This window comes from Hespellia stercorisuis DSM 15480, assembly GCF_900142165.1.
Classification (GTDB): domain Bacteria; phylum Bacillota; class Clostridia; order Lachnospirales; family Lachnospiraceae; genus Hespellia; species Hespellia stercorisuis.
In genome coordinates this window covers 1-20,176 of sequence record NZ_FQZY01000070.1, presented here as the reverse complement: position 1 = coordinate 20,176, position 20,176 = coordinate 1, and the positions used below count along the sequence as shown (strand labels likewise).

The following is a 20,176-nucleotide window of genomic DNA, read 5'->3' as shown; positions in this document are numbered from 1 at the left end:
TTACCGAAATAATATCGCAAAACAGGTTTTAAAAATTCTCTGTTTTGTACAAAAATTAATTAGTTCCCCAAGGGGGTTCTGAACAGTTACCTTTTTTCATAATTCTCCCCCTATCCTTTGATCACATTTGTTATGAAAACAGAAAATATCATGGCCACGATCATGCTGATCGGCAATGCATAATTTTCCAGCCACTTCGCGTTACATTTCTTGATGCATATCCCGCAGACCGCCATCGCCGCGGCGGATGCCAGAAGCACAAACACCGGAATCCAGCCCACAATCCCCGTCCGGATAGTGGAGAATACCATCCCGAGAAATGCAGAGATCATACCGAGAAACAGAGCTGTAAGAAAAATATCGCTCCATTTTTCATCCCGCTGTTTCATGGAGACCATCCCTCTGTTGATCCGCTTAAAGAGCACCGGCACATAGATAATACTTGGCAGGATTCCAAGCGTCATGACCCACACAATCGCCGAATAAACCCGGGCGTCCGTGATCAGTTCCGACAAAGGGACATGCAGCGCCGTTGCCGTGGATGTCGCGGCCGGGAGCTCGTAGGTGATTGCCCCGATGACGCTCAGCCGGATCCATGGAAGGGGCAGCCCCAGAAACTTCGCCAGTGTCACCACGCCAAGCAGAATCGAGACCGCCGGCGCAATCGTAAAAATGGCACTGGATACAATGACCTGCCGGATTTTTTTCATATCCATTCCTTTTTTCTGTGCCTGCCTGTACGCGCGCACCAGAAAGAAGAGAGACTGTGCGATAATAAAAAGTATCACGCAGGCCGCCAGACCGTAGAGAAACATGTTGTTTGGGTTAAACATAGAAGCGCCTCCTTTTCGAGTTGATCAGTAGTATAAATCTGTGACAGCGTAAATCCGCAGTGAATATCCCGCGGGAAAGCCGACAGATTTACTTCATTATATTTCACTGCAAATTCAAAGTCAATTTGTTCCCCCCCATCCTACAAATACTCCAGTTCGCTAAACGCCTTGATGAACTGCTTTTCTCCATAATTCTCAAACTCGGCCGTCACCATAGTCTCGTCCTCAGAAGTGATCGTTCCCACTCCATATTTGGCATGGCGCACCCGCGGCATTTTTCCGTGCTTCATCTCCGCGGAGCCCTCTGCAGTTTCACCGACCGGTTTATCTGCTGGCTCCCCGGCAGATTCTTCCGCAGATTTTCCAGCGCCCCCACCGCCAAACAACATGGCAAGCGGCTGCACCCGCGCAGACTTCTCCACCTCTTTGCGCAGCTTCTGCAGATCTGTCTTTTCAAACCGCACTTCCTCCACTCCGCCCTCCACCAACTCCCGCGGAATCATCTGCAGGTAGCGGCTCTCTCCGGGTGCCACGCGCACCTGATCCGGATTCGTATAATAGGAAAGCTCCAGATAGTCCTTCGCCCGGGTCATCCCCACGAAAAACAGCCTGCGTTCCTCATCTTCCGTCTCAAAATCACCTGTTCTGAGCGGAATCAGCCCGAAATTGACACCGATGATATAGACATGTGAAAACTCCAGCCCTTTCGAAGCGTGGAGCGTCATCAGTTTCACCGAATCTGCCTGCAGGTTGACCTCTTTCTGAAGAATCTGCACCCCGTAGAGCGCCGACGAGTTTAAAAATAACCGGAAACCTTCCAGAAATCCAAGCCCCTGCTCCAGCGCGAAAGTAATCATGCGTTCCAGCAGATTCCAGACATACTCCCGATCCTCGCTGTAACGCGCCGCCGTCGGCTTCAGGTAACGGTCGAGTTCAAAATAATCGTACACATATGCCGGATCCACGATCACATTTTCCAGACAGTCTTCTGCAAAATACTCTGCAAATCCGCACATCTTTTCTGTCAGTCCTTCGTGCTCATCTGCCGGCTGACTGCTCTCCGACCCGCTTTTCTGCCTGCCTCTTTCCGCTTTCTCTGTCACAACGCTCTCAATGATCTCCCGCGCCCGCTTTGCAGAACGAATCTCCCCGTACTGCTTATCCGCCAGCGCCTTCACTCCGGCCGGCGCATCCTTCTCATTACAGGAAAAGCGCAGCACCTTTAAAAACCAGTTCAGCACCGGAATATCCTGAATTGTTTTCTTCACTGACACCTCAAATGGTATAGATTCCCCGGTAAACACCTTTTCCAGTATTTCCGACTGGCTCTGCAGGCGGTAGAAAACAGCGATTTCCCGGCAGGCCACCCCGGACTCCATCAATCCGCGAATCTCCGCCGCCAGATACTGCGCCTCGCCAAAGGCATTGTAATGTCTCCGGATCCGCAACTTCTCGCCCCGCGTGCGCGCCCCGGTGAGTTCTCCGGGATTCTGCTGAAAGCACTTTGCCGCAGCCAGAATCGCCCCGCTGGAGCGATAGTTGATCGGCAGTGTCAGTTCCCTGGCTCCAAACCGCTCCTTCAGCTGATAAAAAATATTGCTCCGACTTCCGCGCCACGTGTAGATCACCTGGTTAGGATCTCCCACAGCGAACAGCTTCGCTCCGAGTACCACCAGATGCTCCATGAACTCGATCTGAATATCGTCGCTGTCCTGCACCTCATCCACAATGATCCAGGCTGGATGAAACTTTTCTTTTTCTCCCTCCGCCACCAGACGGCGCAGCAGAAAATTACTGACCCGCAGCAGATCCCGGAAGGTGAACTTATTCTGCCGCAGCTTCTCCTGCCCCAGACGATGCATCAGCACAAACAGATCATCCCCGTAGCGAGTCTCCTTCTTCCCCTGCTCATACAGAGTCCGCTCCTGCTCGAGACGTTTTTTCAGCCGGTTCTTGTACTTGATCTGCAGCTTCTCCTCCTCGATGATCTGCAGTGCAAGCTCCACTTCCTCGTCCGGCTCGATGACTGTGAACCCCGGCTCATATCCCAGTTCCTCCACCGGCAGCACATCCCGCAGCAAATGCAGTGCCACACTGTGAAATGTTCCAAAGCCCTGCAGCTGCTCCGGTGACAGACTGCTCTCCTTCGCCGCCAGTCGTTCCCGGATCTCCCCTGCCGCCTTATTGGTAAATGTGAGAACCACCATATCCTCGTAGGGTACCTTTTTCTGATCATGAAGATAAAGCACCTTGGAAATGAGCACTGTTGTCTTCCCGCTGCCAACCTTCGCACTCACAATGCAGGCAGCGTTCTCGTCAAGAACTGCCGCTCTCTGATATTCATTTAATTCTGCAAGCTCCCGCTCAAAATTCATGGTATTCTCCTCCTCTGCCTGATCATTTCTTCTTTCTTCTAATTTCTTCAAAATTTATCCTCATCAAATAAGTCCGCTACTCCCCAGGATGCATCTCATCCAGACGCCGTCTCAGCTTTCCAGCCTTGTCGCGCCCTGCCTCCCGATTCTTCTCTGTCTCCGCGAAATACTCCTCCCAGCTGGCCGGAAGCGTACGGTCCGGCTTCTGGGCTGCAGGCTCCGTGCTCCCCCGGTACTGCTTCACAGTTTTTGGTACCGGCAGTTCTTCCCGAAGATTTTTCAATCCCCACAGCACCATCTGCTTATCCAGCGTGTAATCCCCGACGCAGGCCGGACAGCCATCCTTACAGGCACAGCCCGCCACCAGACGAATGGCATTGTCAATCACAGTCTCCATCACATCACAGATCTTCTCTGCATAGCCAAGGCCGCCCACATATTTGTCATAAAAAAACAGGTACACATTTCCAGACACCGCACCCTGGGGGATGAGAGCATCGTTGGAAACCATTGTGTCCACATCCTCCCCGGAGGCCATGGTACTCATCATTGCCGCATTCCGAAGCGCGTGGGCGAGCCCCTCAAAATGATTGTTCAGCGTCCACTGCCCGGTGGCATTGGGCTGCAGCAGATTGCGGAATGCATCCGTCACGTTGGCGGGAATCGTGATCCACGCACTCTCCGTGTCATAATCCTTCTGCAGCGGTTCCTCAAGCTGCACATATCCCAGATTCTGATGGTTGTGAAACTGCAGCTTCTTGAACATGGTCACCCACTCATTGACATTGATGTCCCCGAATGCGGCCTCCGTCCGCAGACACGGTTCTGTCCGGAAGGTGCGCAGGATCCGGCTCTCACCGTTTCCCGCCGGGATCGTATAATAATCCCCCTCGAACGGAGCCGCCTGCGCGGTGTGGCTCGTGAGATCCAGTGTCAGCACCTCATAGAGCACCCCGTCATGCATGTACACTGCCCCCGGATGCAGCTCCCGGTAGGCCTGGGACTCGTCCATCTCGGTGATCTCCCGCCCGGTTTCGCGGTTCAGAAGCTTATAGCGAACTTTGTCAATGTTTCGCAGACTGTAGTCCCCCGCCGGAAATGCACTCCCCGACCAGGCGAATTTTCCGCTGATATTCTCCAGCTCCTTCGCTGAGAGCAGCACCGGAATCACCTCGCCGAGATCCGGAAACCGCTTCGTATCCTCCAACGACAGCGGAAGTTCCGCCGCGGCTGCACGAATGTGTGACAGTTGGATCAGCAGATTGTCCGGATCCACGATGGCATGCTCACTCTCCGACTCGAACAGCCAGTCCGGATTCACGGCAATATACTGGTCAAAGGGCTGGTTAGCCAGCACCAGGAAGTTCCGGCAGGGTCCTCCGCTTCGGCCGGCACGTCCGGTCTGCTGCCAGAAGGAAGCCTTTGTCCCCGGATATCCGGCCAGCAGCGTGGTGTCCAGCTTACCGATGTCTATCCCTAACTCCAGCGCATTGGTTGAGACCAGCCCCGACAGCTCCCCGGAAATCATCTTCCGCTCAATCTCCTTGCGCTCCAGCGGGGTATATCCTCCCCGGTATCCCGCGATCTGCTCCGGTCTGACTGCTCCTAAAAATCCCGCCTGCTCCATCCGGTCTCGGGATTCCTTTAAGATAACCTCCACATTCCTTCTGGTTCTGGCAAATGCGAGAAAGCTGTGCTTTTTTTCCACCAGCTCCGGAATCATGCCGGCCGCCACCGTGGCAGGTGAAACGCGGCCGTACTCCACCTCGTTCTTTCCCTGAATAACAGGCGGCTGCAGCAGCAGATATTCCTTTTTCGGAGACGGAGCCCCACTGCGGCTGACCTGCACAAATGGCTTTCCACAGATTTTTTCCGCCAGCTCCACGGGATTGGCAATGGTCGCCGAGCTGCACAAAAACTGCACCGAATCCTGGTAATAGGCACAGACGCGATCCAGCCTGCGCAGCACATTGGCCAGGTGGGAGCCGAAAGCCCCGCGGTAAGAATGAAGCTCATCGATCACCACATATTTCAGATTTGCAAATATAAAATCCATCCCATAGCTGCTGTGGTTGGGAAGGAACGCACTGTTGAGCATCTCCGGGTTCGTCAGGATGATGTTCGCGCTCTTGCGGATCTCCCTGCGCTTTGCGGGCGGCGTATCGCCGTCATAGACTCCCGCTACGATCCGGTTTGCCCCGAAGTACTCAAGAAAAGGCTGCAGTGCCCGGTACTGATCGCTGGCAAGCGCCTTCGTCGGATACAAAAAAATGGCTCTCGTCCGCGGATTTTTCAGAATCTCCTGCAGCACCGGGAGCAGAAAACTCAACGTCTTCCCGCTGGCCGTCGCCGTGGTGATGACCACATGTTTCCCCTCCTGTGCCAGCCGGAACATCTCCGCCTGGTGGGAGTAAATCTCGCGGATCCCGTCCCGCCACAAAAACTCCCCGATCTCCGGATTCAAATCCGCCGGGAGCGCAGCGTACTCCGCCTGCTTCGCATCGATTGTCTTTTTATATATGATCATGTCATTGATATCCATCTGTCTCTCCTTATTTTCTGAACAACGTCATTTAGGGACATAGCAAAACAGCAATTGGGGACGTAGCAAAGTTGCAACTTTGCTACGTCCCCAATTGCTGTTTTGCTATGTCCCAAATTGTACCACAAATAAGAGAAAGCATAAATAAAGTCCACATGTTTGTAACAGAACGTTCACAATTACTTAATTTTCGCATCACAGTCTCATCACATTTCCTTACTATACTGTACCTATCAACAAAAACAAATGTTGATAAATTTTCTTTTTCATAACGTATGAGTATCGGCGAGCTGTTCCCGTCAGTCACTGTCGATTGTTCCCGGACAGTTCTCCGATGCTCATACCCTTCCTCAAATATTCCAGTCAGGTTCGCCTGACTGTTTTTTATTGTTTTAAACTATACATTTTATTAGTTTCGTGAATTGAACATCCTTGAACTGCGAAGCTGCTGGACGTCCACAAACATGTAGTGAAACGGATCGTGAGTATCCTCTTTACTTGCGAAATTCAACAATGTTTCCGTCTTTACAAAAACAGAATGCATGATTCATATAATCTATGCACTTATTGCATAATTCAATGGAGAAATCGGCGGATAAATTGTATAATATGACATATAAATATTTGAAAGTGAGGGCTTTATATGAAACAAAATAACATGCTTGCTATGATCTTAGCCGGCGGACGTGGATCACGTCTACATGATTTGACCAATAAAGTGGCAAAACCAGCCGTTTCATATGGTGGGAAATACCGTATCATCGACTTTCCTCTCAGCAACTGCGCAAACAGTGGAATAGACGTCGTCGGTGTGCTGACACAATATGAATCGATTCTTTTGAACAGCTACGTTGCCGCAGGACGCCGTTGGGGCCTTGATGCCAAGGACAGTGGTGTGTATGTTCTTCCACCTCGTGAGAAGGCAGACGCAAATCTGAATGTGTATCGTGGAACCGCAGATGCAATTTCCCAGAATATTGATTTTGTCGATGCTTACGCACCGGAGCACGTTCTGATTCTCTCCGGTGACCACATTTACAAGATGAATTACGCGGAGATGCTCGCTGAGCACAAAGCGCACAATGCAGATGCGACCATCGCAGTCATCGAAGTGCCGAAAAAAGAAGCAAGCCGCTTCGGTATCATGAATACGGACGAAGAAGGACGTATCCTCGAGTTTGAGGAAAAGCCGGAGAAACCAAAGAGTAATCTGGCCTCTATGGGTATCTATATCTTCGACTGGAAACTGCTCCGCAAAATGCTGGTTGCAGATATGAAGGATCCGGATTCCAACCATGACTTCGGTAAGGACATCATTCCTCAGCTGCTCGCTGACGACAGAAAACTCCAGGCCTACAAATTCAAAGGCTACTGGAAGGATGTAGGAACCATCGACTCCCTGTGGGAGGCAAACATGGATCTGATCACAGACAACAACGATCTGAACTTGAACGACCCTTCATGGAAGATCTACACGGAAGATGTCACCACACTTCCACAGTACCTCGGACCGAATGCATCTGTAAAGGGTGCCTTTGTCACACAGGGCTGCATGGTGGACGGTGAGGTCAATCACTCCGTGCTCTTCACCAGTGCCAAAGTCGGAGTCGGTGCCAAGGTTATTGACAGTGTGCTGATGCCTGGTGTAGTTGTAGAGGAAGGTGCCGTTGTACAGCGTGCACTGGTTGCTGACAATGTAAAGATTGGCAAAGATGCTGTCGTGGGCAGCGCTGACAGTGAAAACATCGAGCTTGTCGCAAAACGTGTGAAGGGGGTAGAATAATATGTATAGTTCATTTGGAATCATCACTCCTGCCAATCGCCATGTGTGGGTAGAGGGATTACAGGATTACCGTCCGATTGGATCATTCTCCTTTTTAGGAAGATATCGTGTGATCGACTTTCCGATCTCGAACATGAGCAACAGCGGCATTGACCGCATTCAGGTATATATCCGCAGAAAAGCAGTGTCCCTGATCGATCATCTCGGAAGCGGGCGTCACTACAATATCAACTCAAAACGCGGAAAACTACAGCCATTATTCTCGGAGAATACCGGGGAACATGATATCTATAACACTGATATCGCAGCATATATTGAAAATATGGAGGAGATTGAAAAGCTGACTCATACATATGTTGTCATCGCGCCGAGTTACATGGTCTATGCGATGGATTACGACTCACTGATCCACACACATGCAGAATCGGGCGCCGACATCACACTGCTCTATCACTCAGTGGATAATGCCAGAGAGTCCTTCCTCAACTGTAATACACTGAATCTGAACAAACAGAAGGGTGTACTGTCTGTTGAGAAGAATCAGGGAACAGCCAAGAACCGCAACATTTTCATGGACACCTATGTTATGAAGCGTGAATTGTTCATCGAACTCATCACAAAGGCGAACAAACTGTCTTCCATGTACACAATGTCTGACATCCTCAATGATCTGTGCTGCGAATTGGATATCCGTGGCGTTGCACACCGTGGCTTCTTTGCTTCTATCACAGATTTCAAGAGCTACTATGACGCCAACATGGCACTGGAAGATATCAAGATGTCACAGAACCTGTTCAGCGAAGACTGGCCAATCTACACCAAGACCAACGACTCCTGCCCGACCAGATACTTTGAAACAGCAGAAGTCACCAGTTCCGTTGTTTCCAACGGCTGCATGATCAAGGGGAAAGTAGAAAATTCCATCATCGGACGTGGCTGTGTCATCAAAGAGGGCGCCGTAGTCAAAAACTGTATTCTCCTGACCGACGTATTGATCGGCGAAGGTGTACACGTGGAGAATCAGGTTGTCGACCGCCGCGCGAAGCTGACACAAGTAAAAGAAATCGTTGCAGATCCTGAAACTCCGGGATATATCAAACGTGGGGATACAATCTAAACTGGTTCTTTCCGGCATGATACTGGAATCACAAAGTATTTTGCCCCTTTAATACTTCGGATTATTCCACTTGATTTGATTCCATTATCATAAAGTGTATCAAAAAAATAATACCACAGCAACCTCTCCGTTGCCGTGGTATTATTTTTAATAAAGCGGGCATTTGCGCTCCACTGCATTACCTGTCAGAAACACAGCTGAATAAAGTGGACGCTCATAATTCAATCATCTGCTTCTCAACGATTCCCCCAATTAACTCAATTCAACTTTTTCAGCTTCTTCCGGCTTGAAAGAATTTTCCAGATCATAAATGTTATGTCCTGTAAATTCGCTGGATACCTTGCCTTCCAATGAATAGCAGCGGATAAATCTCCTGCCGTCCACGGTAGACCAGTGTTCAACATCCCATGTCATGTATCCGTCTTCATCAGATTTTTTCTCCTTCAGATACAAGTCCACCTGACGGCCGTCCACCATAAGCTGGATCAATCCCTTTGTTCCGTCAACCTCAACGTCGACTTTGTTCACTGAATCATAAATTTTCATTTCACATTTCCTCCTGATTTTGTTTTCCCCGTGCAACAGTCAGTCTGTACACCCGCTGTATCCACACTGCTGTCCCCGAGTCTCGAAATATGTATATCTATTTGAATTATACTCGTATCACAATAAAAACTCAATGCTAATAACATTTTTCTATAACAGCCCTGATGGCAATGCGTTACTGTTCACAGATAAATCTGTTCCAGTAACGGCGATGCTCTTATTCACATTCCCTTTCACTGAGGAATCGTTCAATCGTCGCAAACAGCAGATCCGGCTCAATCGGCTTGGACAGATGTGCATTCATTCCCTTTTCGATTGAAAGCTTCACGTCACTGTCGTAGGCGTTGGCCGTCATCGCAATAATCGGGACTGTCGCGGCGTCCGGCCTGTCCAGACCGCGAATCGTCTCCGTCGCTTCCAGACCATTCATGACCGGCATGCGGATGTCCATCAGGATTGTATCGAACCAACCCTCCGGTGATTGCTGAAACCGCTCCACACCCAGCTTTCCGTTCTGCTCCCACACCACCTGGCAGCCGGCCCTCTCCAGAAGTCTTTTGGCGATCTCCGCATTCAGCGGCTGATCTTCCACCAGAAGAATCCTGCGGTTTTTCAGCAGATCCTTCAAATCCGCACGATGCTTCTGATCCGCCTGTCTGGTATCCTTCACCACGCTTCTGTCGACCCGTTCAAAGTCGATCTCCATGCGGAATGTTGTGCCGACGCCGAGCTCACTCTCCACCTCGATGGTTCCTCCCATCATCTCCACCAGATTTTTCGTGATGGACAGTCCCAGCCCCGAGCCTGCAAACTGGGAGGATACCCCGTTGTTTTCCTGGGAGAAGGGTTGAAATATTCCATCCTTTAGAAACTCCGGACTCATTCCGATCCCGTTGTCGCGCACCAGAATGCGGTCGCGGGAAATCATTTCGTTCCGTCTGACACTCTCGAATATAAATTCCACGGTACCCCCGGCCGGGGTAAATTTAACTGCATTGGAAAGCAGATTGACAAACACCTGCTTTATACGCATGGGGTCAACCCGCACATACTCGTCAAGTTCCGCATTTTCAGTGATCACTCGCAGTTCCACGCCCTTTTTCTCTGCGTTCTGCCGCACCATATCCATCACGCTGTCAAGAAGCTCTGTGCCCTTGATGATCTGCGGCTCGATCGTCATACGTCCACTCTCGATCCTCTGAAAATCCAGTGTATCATTGATCAGTCCCAGCAGATACTCCCCCGGCTGTCTGATCTTATGAATATTCTGTCTGAGGATTTCCATGCTTGTCTCCTCCTCGGAGAGAGCGACAAGCCCGAGAATCCCGTTCATCGGCGTCCGCATATCATGGCTCATGCGGGAGAAAAATTCCGTTTTCGCACTACTGGCTTTCTTTGCCGCCTCCAGCGCATTCTCCGTCTGCCGCAGCTGCTCCTGTTCCTTTTGATACATATCCGTGATATCGCTTCGAAAGAACAGAATCGTCGTACGCGTCTCATCCAGATACGAAAACTGCATCTTCTTTCGCAGATTCTCCCCATCTCTGCCCAAAACAAAATACGTGAAATAATATAGCTCAAGCTTCTCCAGATGTACACATATGTCCGCCACGCTGAACAGATGGCTGATCTGCTCTTTCTCCGCAGGCATGCCGACCTCCGCAAACCTTCGCTGCGATGCCTCCTCAAAGTTTCCCTGTCTGCGAAGCTCCGGCCCTTCCAGCCCCGGCTTCGCACCACGTATCACATACAGACCGGTGTTGACATCCAAAAGTCCCAGCATGTCATACTCGATGTTGCTCAGCTTGGAAACGATCTTGCTCTCAATCACATGCTCTGTGATATCGTAGCTGTAGATAAATGCGATCAGATCCTCTGTATTCGGATCCTCCGACAATGTATATTCCGTAGCTGCCCAGATGGAGGCGCCGGACGGCTCTTCCCGCTTATACTGGATTTCTCCCGAAGTCTCCCCTCGCGCAAACCCGGCTGTCAGTGACTCCCGGCTCAATCTGCTGCAAAGTTCCTCTGCTTTCTTCTGTCTGAACGCCGTCTCCGCAAGTATTCCTACCATCTCATCATAGCTTCCGCCCTCCCGGACAGACACCGCTTCATTCCGGATTTCGCGATAATAGAGCACCGTATTCTTCGTCAGGTTATGACGCCCTTTGGCAATCAGACTGTCCGTCTCCAGTTCCTCCATCTGCTCCAGAAGTCTCAGATATCTGGCTTCCTTTTCCTTGTGCTCTGTCACATTGACAGACATTCCAATTACACGCTGCACATTTCCCGACTCGTCTCTGACCGGTGCCAGAATGACTCTCTCCCACCAGTAATTCCTCGATTTTGAATCGCGCAGCAGCAGATCCGCCTGCCTGGTTCTGTCATCCTTTTCAAATGGCACATACAGATCCCGGCACACCTGTTCACTGTCCGGATGTACCATGCCATTTTCAATCATACTGTCCGGGACATTCTCCACCTTCTCGCCCGCTCCCATCAGATTGTCTTCCGACGTATACCGCACTGCCTGCTTTGTTTTCGTGTCATAATTCCACACCTCTACATTACCGCTGCGCATCGCGGCTTCCAACACAGCAATATTCTCCTGCAGCATCGTCTGCTTCAATGCCTTAATCTTCCCCTTCTGGTGAATGATCAGGAAAATGATGATCAGCAGCATGGCTGTCCCTCCGGCTGCAAGCATTGCTGCAAGAACCGGCTGCTCATACACCCAGTCATAGAACCGCTTTGTCGCACCATTCGCGTCGATCATGGCATTGTAGCTGGCCTGATTCTTGTCATTAGGTGTCAGCCCTGCGATTCCCTTGTTCAGAATCTCTATCAGCATGGGGTCACATTCTTTATTGACGCCAAAACACAGCCCCCATGAAAAGTCAACGATCGTGCCAATGTTAAATGCGCTGTATTCGTGCCTCGTCCCATAATACTCTGCGGCACATGTCGCAAGCAGGGCAATGTCGACCTCGCCCTTCTCAACTGCCCGCATACATTCGTCGTTGGAATGATATTCCACAAATTGGTAGGTTGGCATCTTCGCCTTCATGGCAACGGTCGAGTAAGAGCCCGCACAGACTGCCACCCGGTAGGAGGCTCCCTTCTCATAGAGATCCGGGATCTGCCCTTTTGTCACGGACGAATAACTGACCGTCATATAAGGGTCTGTGATCAGCACATCATTGCGCTCTGCCGCAGAAGGATCATCCGCGATTCCAGATACCAGAAGCGTCTCCCCCGACTGCACGGCTGCAATCGCATCCGCATATGTATCCTTTGAAATATAGTTCACACGCAGACCCGTATTTTCCGCCACCTTGTCGAGAAGATTCGGAATGATTCCATCCACTTCTCCTGTTGAATCATTATTAAATGCATAGGGAATCCACGACGTATCCATCGCAATGGATATCGTCGGATTCCTTTTGATATACTTCCTTTCCTCCTTCGTCAGGGTCACGTTCTGAGACGCTTTGCCGCCGCTTTTCCATGAACTGTCCGTGCTGTTTCCGGCTTGTTCTGCCAGACCATCTCCCACCGCAAGAGCTGGCAGCGCGGCGGGCAGAGTCATACTTCCCAAAACCAGCATCAGAACTGCTATTTTTTTGATTCTTCTCATTTTCCCCATGTCTGTTTTCCTCGTTTGTCCTGATAATAAAAGTATCAAAAAAGTCCTCTGGTAATCAGAGGACTTTTCAACATATCTGAGTAACTGGCTGCCGTCCTGTCAGACCCTATGGGGTTCTTCAGGTCAGACCTTGATTCTAAACTTATTTTATGCCTAAACAGACAGAAACGCAACACCAAAATGGCGGGCGCGCAGTTACCCGTTACCGTCCGGTTATGATCCGCGTTCCGGGATTTTCTATGATCCGCTGATTGGATGACCCGCAAAATTTCAGGGAGATATCCTTCTTTTCCCTGAGAAACGGACCGTCCACAAGCGTATCCAGCTGAGAAAGAATCTCATCCGTCACCTCGGTATGCCGGCTCCCACCTGCTGCCAGATCGCGTTCCAGTATATATCCGGTGTACGCCCAGATGGACTTCTGCGGATACCGCTCCCTCACCTTCCGTAGAAACGGCACCAGCGCCCGCTGGTTTTCCGGCTCAAAGGGTTCTCCGCCGAGAACGGTCAGACCGCTGATATAATCCGGCTTCAGGGATTCCAGTATCTCCGTCTCCACAGCCTCGTCAAACAACTCCCCGTTCTCAAAATCCCAGGTCTCCGGCTGAAAACAGTCCGGACAGCAGTTGCGGCATCCGGAGACGAAAAGAACGGTCCGGACTCCCGGACCATTCGCTATATCGCAATACTTTATGGCTGAATAATGCATGGCATTTTCCTTTCTGATGCTACAAATGTTGTTCCTTTCCAAATATTCTCGAAACACTTTGAAAGCATTGCAACAATTTTATTTGTTTGATTTTATATTTTTTATGCAAAAATATCATTTTACGTCTATTGATACTTCGCCTCAATTCTAACAGATTAGTTTATTATATACAACATCTATGGGTTTGGAATTGGTGGTGGTGTTAACGCAATAAGTCTTAACACCTCTGGAATATTTTCCACCAAATCCCATTGTTTCATTCCTGGTTTCCACACATATGTTTCTTTAACGATTTTCTTATCAGTAATGAGTCTTGATAGTTCTGTAATTGAGTATGGCCCCATCTGAGTATCATTCATTACCGCATAATAAACAGTTTCAATACTAGACGGCATTGCTTTTCCTGCTCCTGGAATTTCCATCTGATTTAATGACTGATTCATTGACGATGCCATCTGATTTGCAATTGTGATACCCATTCCGAATTCAACAAGCTTATCTATGGAATAAAAATTATTATCACTCATATCATATCCTCCTTAAAGAGTTGGTGGTACAGGGGGAATTGGCGTTGTCCCCACATTAAACAGACTCTGTAATTCTTGTACTGTTCCTGCAGCTACCCAATTTTCCATACCTTGTTTCCAAATGAGCGTTTCTTTTGTAAGAGTACCTGCCAAAATCATCGGAGATAATGTTGCCATATCAAATGGTCCTGTTGCTTGACCGTTTACTGCCACATGATACATAGTTGTAACTACCGGTGGCGGCGTTGTTCCTTGTTGTGTAAGCTGCTGAACTCCTCCCATCATATTATTCATCATTCCTGCCATATTCTGTCCAATTGCTCCGCCCATGGCCATGCCTGCCATCATACCTGCAGGATTCAATCCTCCACCACCAGACATTTCGGTTCCTCCGTTGATCCCCATTTGTCCAAGTGCATTCGCTCCTGCAATTCCGACTTCTGCCTGTTTTTCAAGTTGATATGCTGCAAAATGAGAACTTTCCGTTTCTTTTCTTTGAGCATATTGTGCCTCTTCTCTCTGGATACGCATTGTTTCTTCCATATTCTCTGCATTGATTTTCTGCTGATCATGAAGATTCTTGATATTCACCTCAGACTGAGCCTGAACCGTGGCTGCTGCAATATCCTGAGTCACGCTCTTAAGTTGGATATAGCCTTCGCTTGATTTATCAACCTCAATCGCATTGATGTCAATTGCTGTAATATTCACTCCAAAATCATTTTCAAACCGTGATTTTACATCTGCTTCAATCAATTCATTAATCCGAGGAATGTCACGTTCAATCTGAACAACCGGAATATTCTTCTCAGCAGGCGCATTTGCCACTACCCCTTTTACATAACGAGATACCGCATCTCTTATCTGTGTCTGGAATGCATTTAAGTCAAAGTTTGTAAGTCTATGTAATTTTATGAATTCTCTGTAATCAGCAATATTAAAAGTCAATTTTCCTCTTACTGCTGTCGGTACTCCAAAATCCAAAAAACGTGGGTCATATAAATCAAAGAAAGGAACGGCGAATGGCACTTGTATGACTCTTGCCATATTGATGAAGTATACTTCAGCCTGAAATGGAGTTCCGCCTTCATACGCAAGTCCTACAACACTTGCCAATACCGGAAGGTTCTCCGTCTTAAGAATCTGATCACAAGGGCCTTTGATAAAGTCCTGCATAACACCATTCTTCTGATTATAGACAAATACTGCCACCTCTCCTTCTTTTACACGAAGAGATGAGCCCCATCTGATTGCATTTTCTCTGTTGTTGTCTCCTGTCTGCGAGCCGTTTGGGTGCCATTTCCAAATCAAATACGATGGCTCATCACATCTAATCTCATCCATGAATCCTCCGGCTTTTAATTTTCCAAATAGTGCCATAATTATTTGAGCTCCTTTCCTATGTCCTCTTTTATTTAATTTAATATCTTTTTATTTTAATTCTTTCTCATATGCAAGAATGACTATACCGCCACATATAACACTGATGCCTAATAACGCAACCATATAAAATGAAAAATTCAGAGATATCTCCTTTTGTATTGAGAATGCAAAAATTACTAATTAAATCTATTTTCCGCTCTATACTTCCAGCCTTTTCCAATTCCTGCAAAGGTTTCTGTACAGAACTAGTTGTTTTTGTACGCCTTAATTCATATCCCATGAAGATCAGTTTGCCGCAAACGAAATAAGTGTTGCTCCACAATTTGAGCAGAACGTCTTCCTTCGTCCCCCTGTTAACCAATCTTTATTTTTAACTCTTTCATCTTGTCTAAATACATCTGTTTTATGTTTAAAAATGCTAGATCATTTGGAAATGACAATTCAGCTTTTTGGTACGCCTGTTGCATCTTAGAAACCCACGCATCACTGATTGTTCTTGCTATAGTTATATTACTTTCCATTGATTTTGCACTTTTCTGACATTTATTCATCATTGTGTTTTTTGACAACACCACATCAATATTAGCAACAGCCAGCATCATGAATTCCATGATATCATCCACTGTATTTGGGATTGGAAAACTTCTTACCAATGAAAGTTTCTTTTGATCAGCGGGATCAATCGCACCTGCAAAAATAGTCCCAAATCCTGCTTGCTTTCTAGTGGCCTCTATAGACATCAGTTGTTCACTAAATGCTCTGACCGAACTTACAGCAACCTGTCCTGTAATTTTCATTCCGCAGTCTGGACAGATTGCAATTGTCTGAGAAATTACTGCTCCACAATTTGGACATTTCAATATCTTTCCCGCATATTCCTGTTGTCTCTCTTCTCCATTGGATGGACTTTGACTTACTGTTGGTATTGGTGGAATGCGCTCTGCATCTCCACCAATACCAACAAGTGTGCCGCATTCCATGCAGAATTTTGCACCCTCATTCAATGAAGCACCGCAATTCGTGCAAAACTTAGGTTTTGGGTTTCTCACATTCTGATTGGAAAGAGCTTCAGTTTGTAGGATCACAGTAGGTTCCGCTTTTACAATTCCTCCAAAAAAATTAGTAGGATTTGCTTTTGGTTCAGACATAACCTGCTTCGTTGCTGCAGTTACCGTTTCTGTCACTGAGTCCGTTACATTTTTCAGGCTTGCTGCCAAACCCGATAACCCCTTAAACGGATTTTCTTTTTTTTCAGGTTGAGGCACCACATATCCTAAAACCTCACTGACTTCATTTACCCATTCAGTTGCAATTCTTTTTCCTGCAGCTTCAAAAGCAAATATTTCACGACCCTGAACAAATTGAATCTGAAGGCAAGTACCGTATTCTCCATTTTTGATTTGTGCTATCTGTACTCTCTCATCATATATTTTAATGTCACTAAGTGCATATACTTCTACTTCAATAGTTGGTTTTGCAAATACCCCATTCTTCTTTATACACGCCAGAAAGATATGCTTATTTGTAAGTACCAGCTCTTTTATTCTGCCTCTGTTATCGCCGAGTCTTTGAACATCTGGTGTTTCAAGAATAATGCTTTCATCCATGTCTAAATTGTAATCAACCATCTTTATGTACCCCTTACTCTCTCATTATCGTTTTCTATTTAAAACGCATTATATATTTAATATTTTACATCTAGTAGACATAGGCGTCAACAATACTTATTAGTTATTAACTATAAAACCAAAATAAGAGTTCCGCTTAAAAAATGTGCGAAGCCCTTATTTTTACTAATGTTTTCATTATTAATTTGAAATGGTAGTTCGAGAATATTTCTAAATCTACAAGTGTAAAACTCGCTCTTTGATTTCCTGGGTGCGCCCCTGATTCCAGAACTGGGTTCCGATATAACCGCAGGTGCGGCGCGCCACATTCATCTTCTCCTGATCCCGGTTGCCGCAGTTCGGGCATTCCCAGACTAGCTTGCCGTCTCCTTCCACGATCCGGATTTCTCCGTCGTAGCCGCAGTTCATGCAGTAATCACTCTTGGTGTTGAGTTCCGCGTACATGATATTTTCGTAGATGTACTGCATCACAGAGATGACCGCCTCCAGATTGTCTTTCATATTCGGCACCTCCACATAGCTGATGGCTCCACCCGGAGACAGCTCCTGGAACTGGGACTCGAACTTCAGCTTCTCGAAGGCATTGATTTTCTCGGTCACATGCACGTGATAGCTGTTGGTAATGTAGTTTCGATCCGTGACACCTGGAATACTTCCGAAGCGCTTCTGCAGGCACTTGGAAAACTTGTAGGTGGTGGACTCCAGCGGAGTTCCGTAAAGGCTGAAGTCAATGTTATGCTCTGCCTTCCACTCGGCGCACGCGTCATTCAGTCGGTGCATCACCTTCAAGGCAAAGGCTTTTCCTTCTTCATCCGTGTGGGACACCCCCTTCATATAGCGGGTGCACTCGCACAGACCTGCATACCCCAGCGAGATTGTCGAATAGCCGTTGAACAAGAGCTTGTCGATCACTTCTCCCTTCTCCAGACGGGCCAGTGCCCCGTTCTGCCAGAGGATCGGCGCCACATCCGACTTCGTTCCCTTCAGTCTCTCGTGACGGATCATCAGTGCCCGGTAGCACAGATCCAGACGCTCATCCATGATGTCCCAGAACTTCTCCAGATCCTTTCCAGAGGAGCAGGCCACATCCACCAGATTGATCGTCACAACGCCCTGATTAAACCGGCCGTAAAACTGTCCTTTTCCCTCACCATTTTTGTAGACAGTCAGGAACGAACGGCACCCCATGCATGGATAACAGAAGCCATCCTTCAGCTCCTTCATCACCTTCTCGGAGATATAATCCGGAACCATGCGCTTCGCCGTACACTCCGCCGCCAGCTTCGTCAGCTCGAAGTACGGGGTCCCCTCGCGGATATTGTCCTCCTCCAGCACATAGATCAGCTTCGGAAATGCCGGGGTAATGTAGACTCCCTTCTCATTTTTCACGCCGAGAATCCGCTGACGCAGTACTTCTTCTATAATAAGGACCAGATCCTGCTTCGTCTGCCCCTCTTCCACCTCATTTAAATACATGAACACCGTCACGAAAGGTGCCTGTCCATTGGTCGTCATCAGTGTCGTCACCTGATACTGAATAATCTGAACGCCCTGACGGATCTCGTCGCGCACACGCTCCTCCGCAATCTGCGCAATCATCTCCTCCGACGCATCCACTCCTGCACGCTCCATTCTCCGGCGCACTTCCTTTTGAAATTTCTCTCTGCTGACCTGCACGAACGGTGCCAGATGTGACAGGGAGATGCTCTGCCCGCCATACTGCGAGCTCGCAATCTGTGCGATCGCCTGCGTCGCAATATTACATGCCGTAGAAAAGCTCTTCGGACGCTCGATCATCGTCTCACTGATAACCGTTCCATTCTGCAGCATATCCTCCAGATTCACCAGACAGCAGTTGTGCATATGCTGTGCAAAATAATCTGAATCATGGAAATGAATCATTCCTTCTTCATGTGCCTTGACAATATCCTCTGGAAGCAGAAAACGCTTCGTGATGTCCTTACTCACTTCCCCTGCCATATAGTCGCGCTGTACACTGTTGACGACCGGATTCTTGTTCGAGTTTTCCTGCTTCGCCTCCTCGTTATTGCACTCCATCAGGCTGAGAATCTGCTGATCCGTAGAATTGGACTTACGGACCATCGCTCTCTTGTAACGATAAGTGATATAATTGCGTGCCACATTAAACGCATTTTTCTCCATAATATGGTTCTCGACCATATCCTGAATCTCCTCCACACTTGGCACACGGTTTTTCATCGTACACTCTTCCTCAACAGCCTTCACAATCAAATGTATCGTCATGGCGTTCATCTGCTCTGACTCTGCTACACTTTTATTCGCCTTTTCAATTGCCGCTTCAATTTTCTTCTCGTCGAACTCGTCCTCGACTCCGCTTCGTTTGATAACTCTCACTTTCGTTCACCTCTTGCTTTTTTCATACTGGTAAAATCAGGGAAATCAATGTCACGCTTTCGTACATTTTTGAGATACATTTTCACTCTCAATTCCCACCTCGATTGTTACCGCAACTTTATCAAGTATACTACAAAACTGACCGGTATCAAAGAAGTAAATTTGACGAAATCAAAAATATTCATCCTCAATCTTTTTAGGAAGTTTATAGAATATGCATTTTACTTTAGATTACCTTTATTGAATAAACACAGATTAAACACACTTTCTTCCTATACTTGTAATCAGATAGTTGATACAAACTATCGCCCCCTCACAAAGTATGGCATACCAAAATGCCTGCTTTACTCTCATTCCTTTAGGTATAAAAATGGGGCTGTCGCACTAAGTAATTAGTGCGCAGCTCCTTTTTTATGCAAAAACACAAATGCCAGGCTTCGAAAAGCCTGGCAAAAGGTGTAAAATATACTTATGCTAATAAATAAAATCTTACAAAAGAATTATACTCTGGCAGAAGATTTTTATCAACTAAAACTGCCACTAAATATCGATTACATAATCCCAGATAATGATTCGGTGCGTTTGCTAAGTCAATTCGTGGAGGAGATGAATATTTCAGATTTATTAGGGACTTATTTCCGGATTCGGAAAAATACTGCAACGCCAAAACAGATGCTGAAGATTATGCTCTATGCTTACATGAATAAATGC

At 47.7% G+C, this 20,176-nt stretch carries 12 protein-coding genes and 1 pseudogene; 3 read left to right on the top strand and 10 right to left on the bottom strand.

Annotation, left to right across the window (positions count from 1 at the left end; genetic code table 11):
- Nucleotides 1–110: 110 nt before the first annotated feature.
- From BUB85_RS17230 to BUB85_RS17220, 3 genes are all read right to left on the bottom strand, one after another.
- Complete coding sequence (locus tag BUB85_RS17230) at nucleotides 111–833, bottom strand: DUF5058 family protein (protein WP_073112779.1); 723 nt, start codon at nucleotides 831–833, stop codon at nucleotides 111–113.
- Between the two features lie 140 nt (nucleotides 834–973).
- Complete coding sequence (locus BUB85_RS17225) at nucleotides 974–3,259, bottom strand: ATP-dependent helicase (protein WP_330392371.1); 2,286 nt, start codon at nucleotides 3,257–3,259, stop codon at nucleotides 974–976.
- A 25-nt stretch (nucleotides 3,260–3,284) separates the two neighbouring features.
- Nucleotides 3,285–5,750, bottom strand: a complete 2,466-nt coding sequence (locus BUB85_RS17220) for a DEAD/DEAH box helicase (protein WP_073112777.1) — start codon at nucleotides 5,748–5,750, stop codon at nucleotides 3,285–3,287.
- Between the two features lie 643 nt (nucleotides 5,751–6,393).
- On the opposite strand from BUB85_RS17220, the gene BUB85_RS17215 reads away from it, so the two are divergent.
- Nucleotides 6,394–7,533: a glucose-1-phosphate adenylyltransferase gene (locus BUB85_RS17215; RefSeq protein WP_073112775.1), complete on the top strand. Its 1,140-nt coding sequence runs from the start codon at nucleotides 6,394–6,396 to the stop codon at nucleotides 7,531–7,533.
- 1 nt (nucleotide 7,534) lies between these two features.
- A complete protein-coding gene (gene glgD, locus BUB85_RS17210; protein ID WP_073112773.1) occupies nucleotides 7,535–8,650 on the top strand; it encodes a glucose-1-phosphate adenylyltransferase subunit GlgD in 1,116 nt (371 codons plus the stop codon).
- Between the two features lie 252 nt (nucleotides 8,651–8,902).
- Here glgD and BUB85_RS17200 read toward each other — a convergent pair whose 3' ends face one another.
- From BUB85_RS17200 to nrdD, 7 genes are all read right to left on the bottom strand, one after another.
- Nucleotides 8,903–9,196, bottom strand: a complete 294-nt coding sequence (locus BUB85_RS17200; RefSeq protein ID WP_073112769.1) for a hypothetical protein — start codon at nucleotides 9,194–9,196, stop codon at nucleotides 8,903–8,905.
- Between the two features lie 217 nt (nucleotides 9,197–9,413).
- A complete protein-coding gene (locus tag BUB85_RS17195) occupies nucleotides 9,414–12,842 on the bottom strand; it encodes an ATP-binding protein (RefSeq protein WP_073112767.1) in 3,429 nt (1,142 codons plus the stop codon).
- Between the two features lie 202 nt (nucleotides 12,843–13,044).
- The gene (gene nrdG / locus BUB85_RS17190) at nucleotides 13,045–13,551 is read right to left on the bottom strand and encodes an anaerobic ribonucleoside-triphosphate reductase activating protein (RefSeq protein ID WP_073112765.1); all 507 of its coding nucleotides are present in this window, start codon (nucleotides 13,549–13,551) and stop codon (nucleotides 13,045–13,047) included.
- Nucleotides 13,552–13,727: 176 nt separating this feature from the next.
- Nucleotides 13,728–14,078, bottom strand: coding sequence for a DUF4339 domain-containing protein (locus BUB85_RS17185; protein WP_073112763.1), 351 nt, complete (start codon nucleotides 14,076–14,078; stop codon nucleotides 13,728–13,730).
- Between the two features lie 12 nt (nucleotides 14,079–14,090).
- Nucleotides 14,091–15,422 (bottom strand): SPFH domain-containing protein, encoded by a 1,332-nt coding sequence (locus BUB85_RS17180; protein ID WP_242945472.1) that lies wholly within the window; start codon nucleotides 15,420–15,422, stop codon nucleotides 14,091–14,093.
- 392 nt (nucleotides 15,423–15,814) lie between these two features.
- Nucleotides 15,815–17,089: a zinc ribbon domain-containing protein gene (locus BUB85_RS17175; RefSeq protein ID WP_073112759.1), complete on the bottom strand. Its 1,275-nt coding sequence runs from the start codon at nucleotides 17,087–17,089 to the stop codon at nucleotides 15,815–15,817.
- A gap of 216 nt (nucleotides 17,090–17,305) precedes the next feature.
- Entirely contained in the window at nucleotides 17,306–19,465 is a 2,160-nt protein-coding gene (nrdD, locus tag BUB85_RS17170; RefSeq protein ID WP_073112757.1) for an anaerobic ribonucleoside-triphosphate reductase, read from the bottom strand.
- Nucleotides 19,466–19,936: 471 nt separating this feature from the next.
- Between nrdD and BUB85_RS21885 the strand changes: the two are divergent.
- Nucleotides 19,937–20,176: pseudogene (locus BUB85_RS21885) on the top strand (IS5/IS1182 family transposase); the annotation flags it as partial.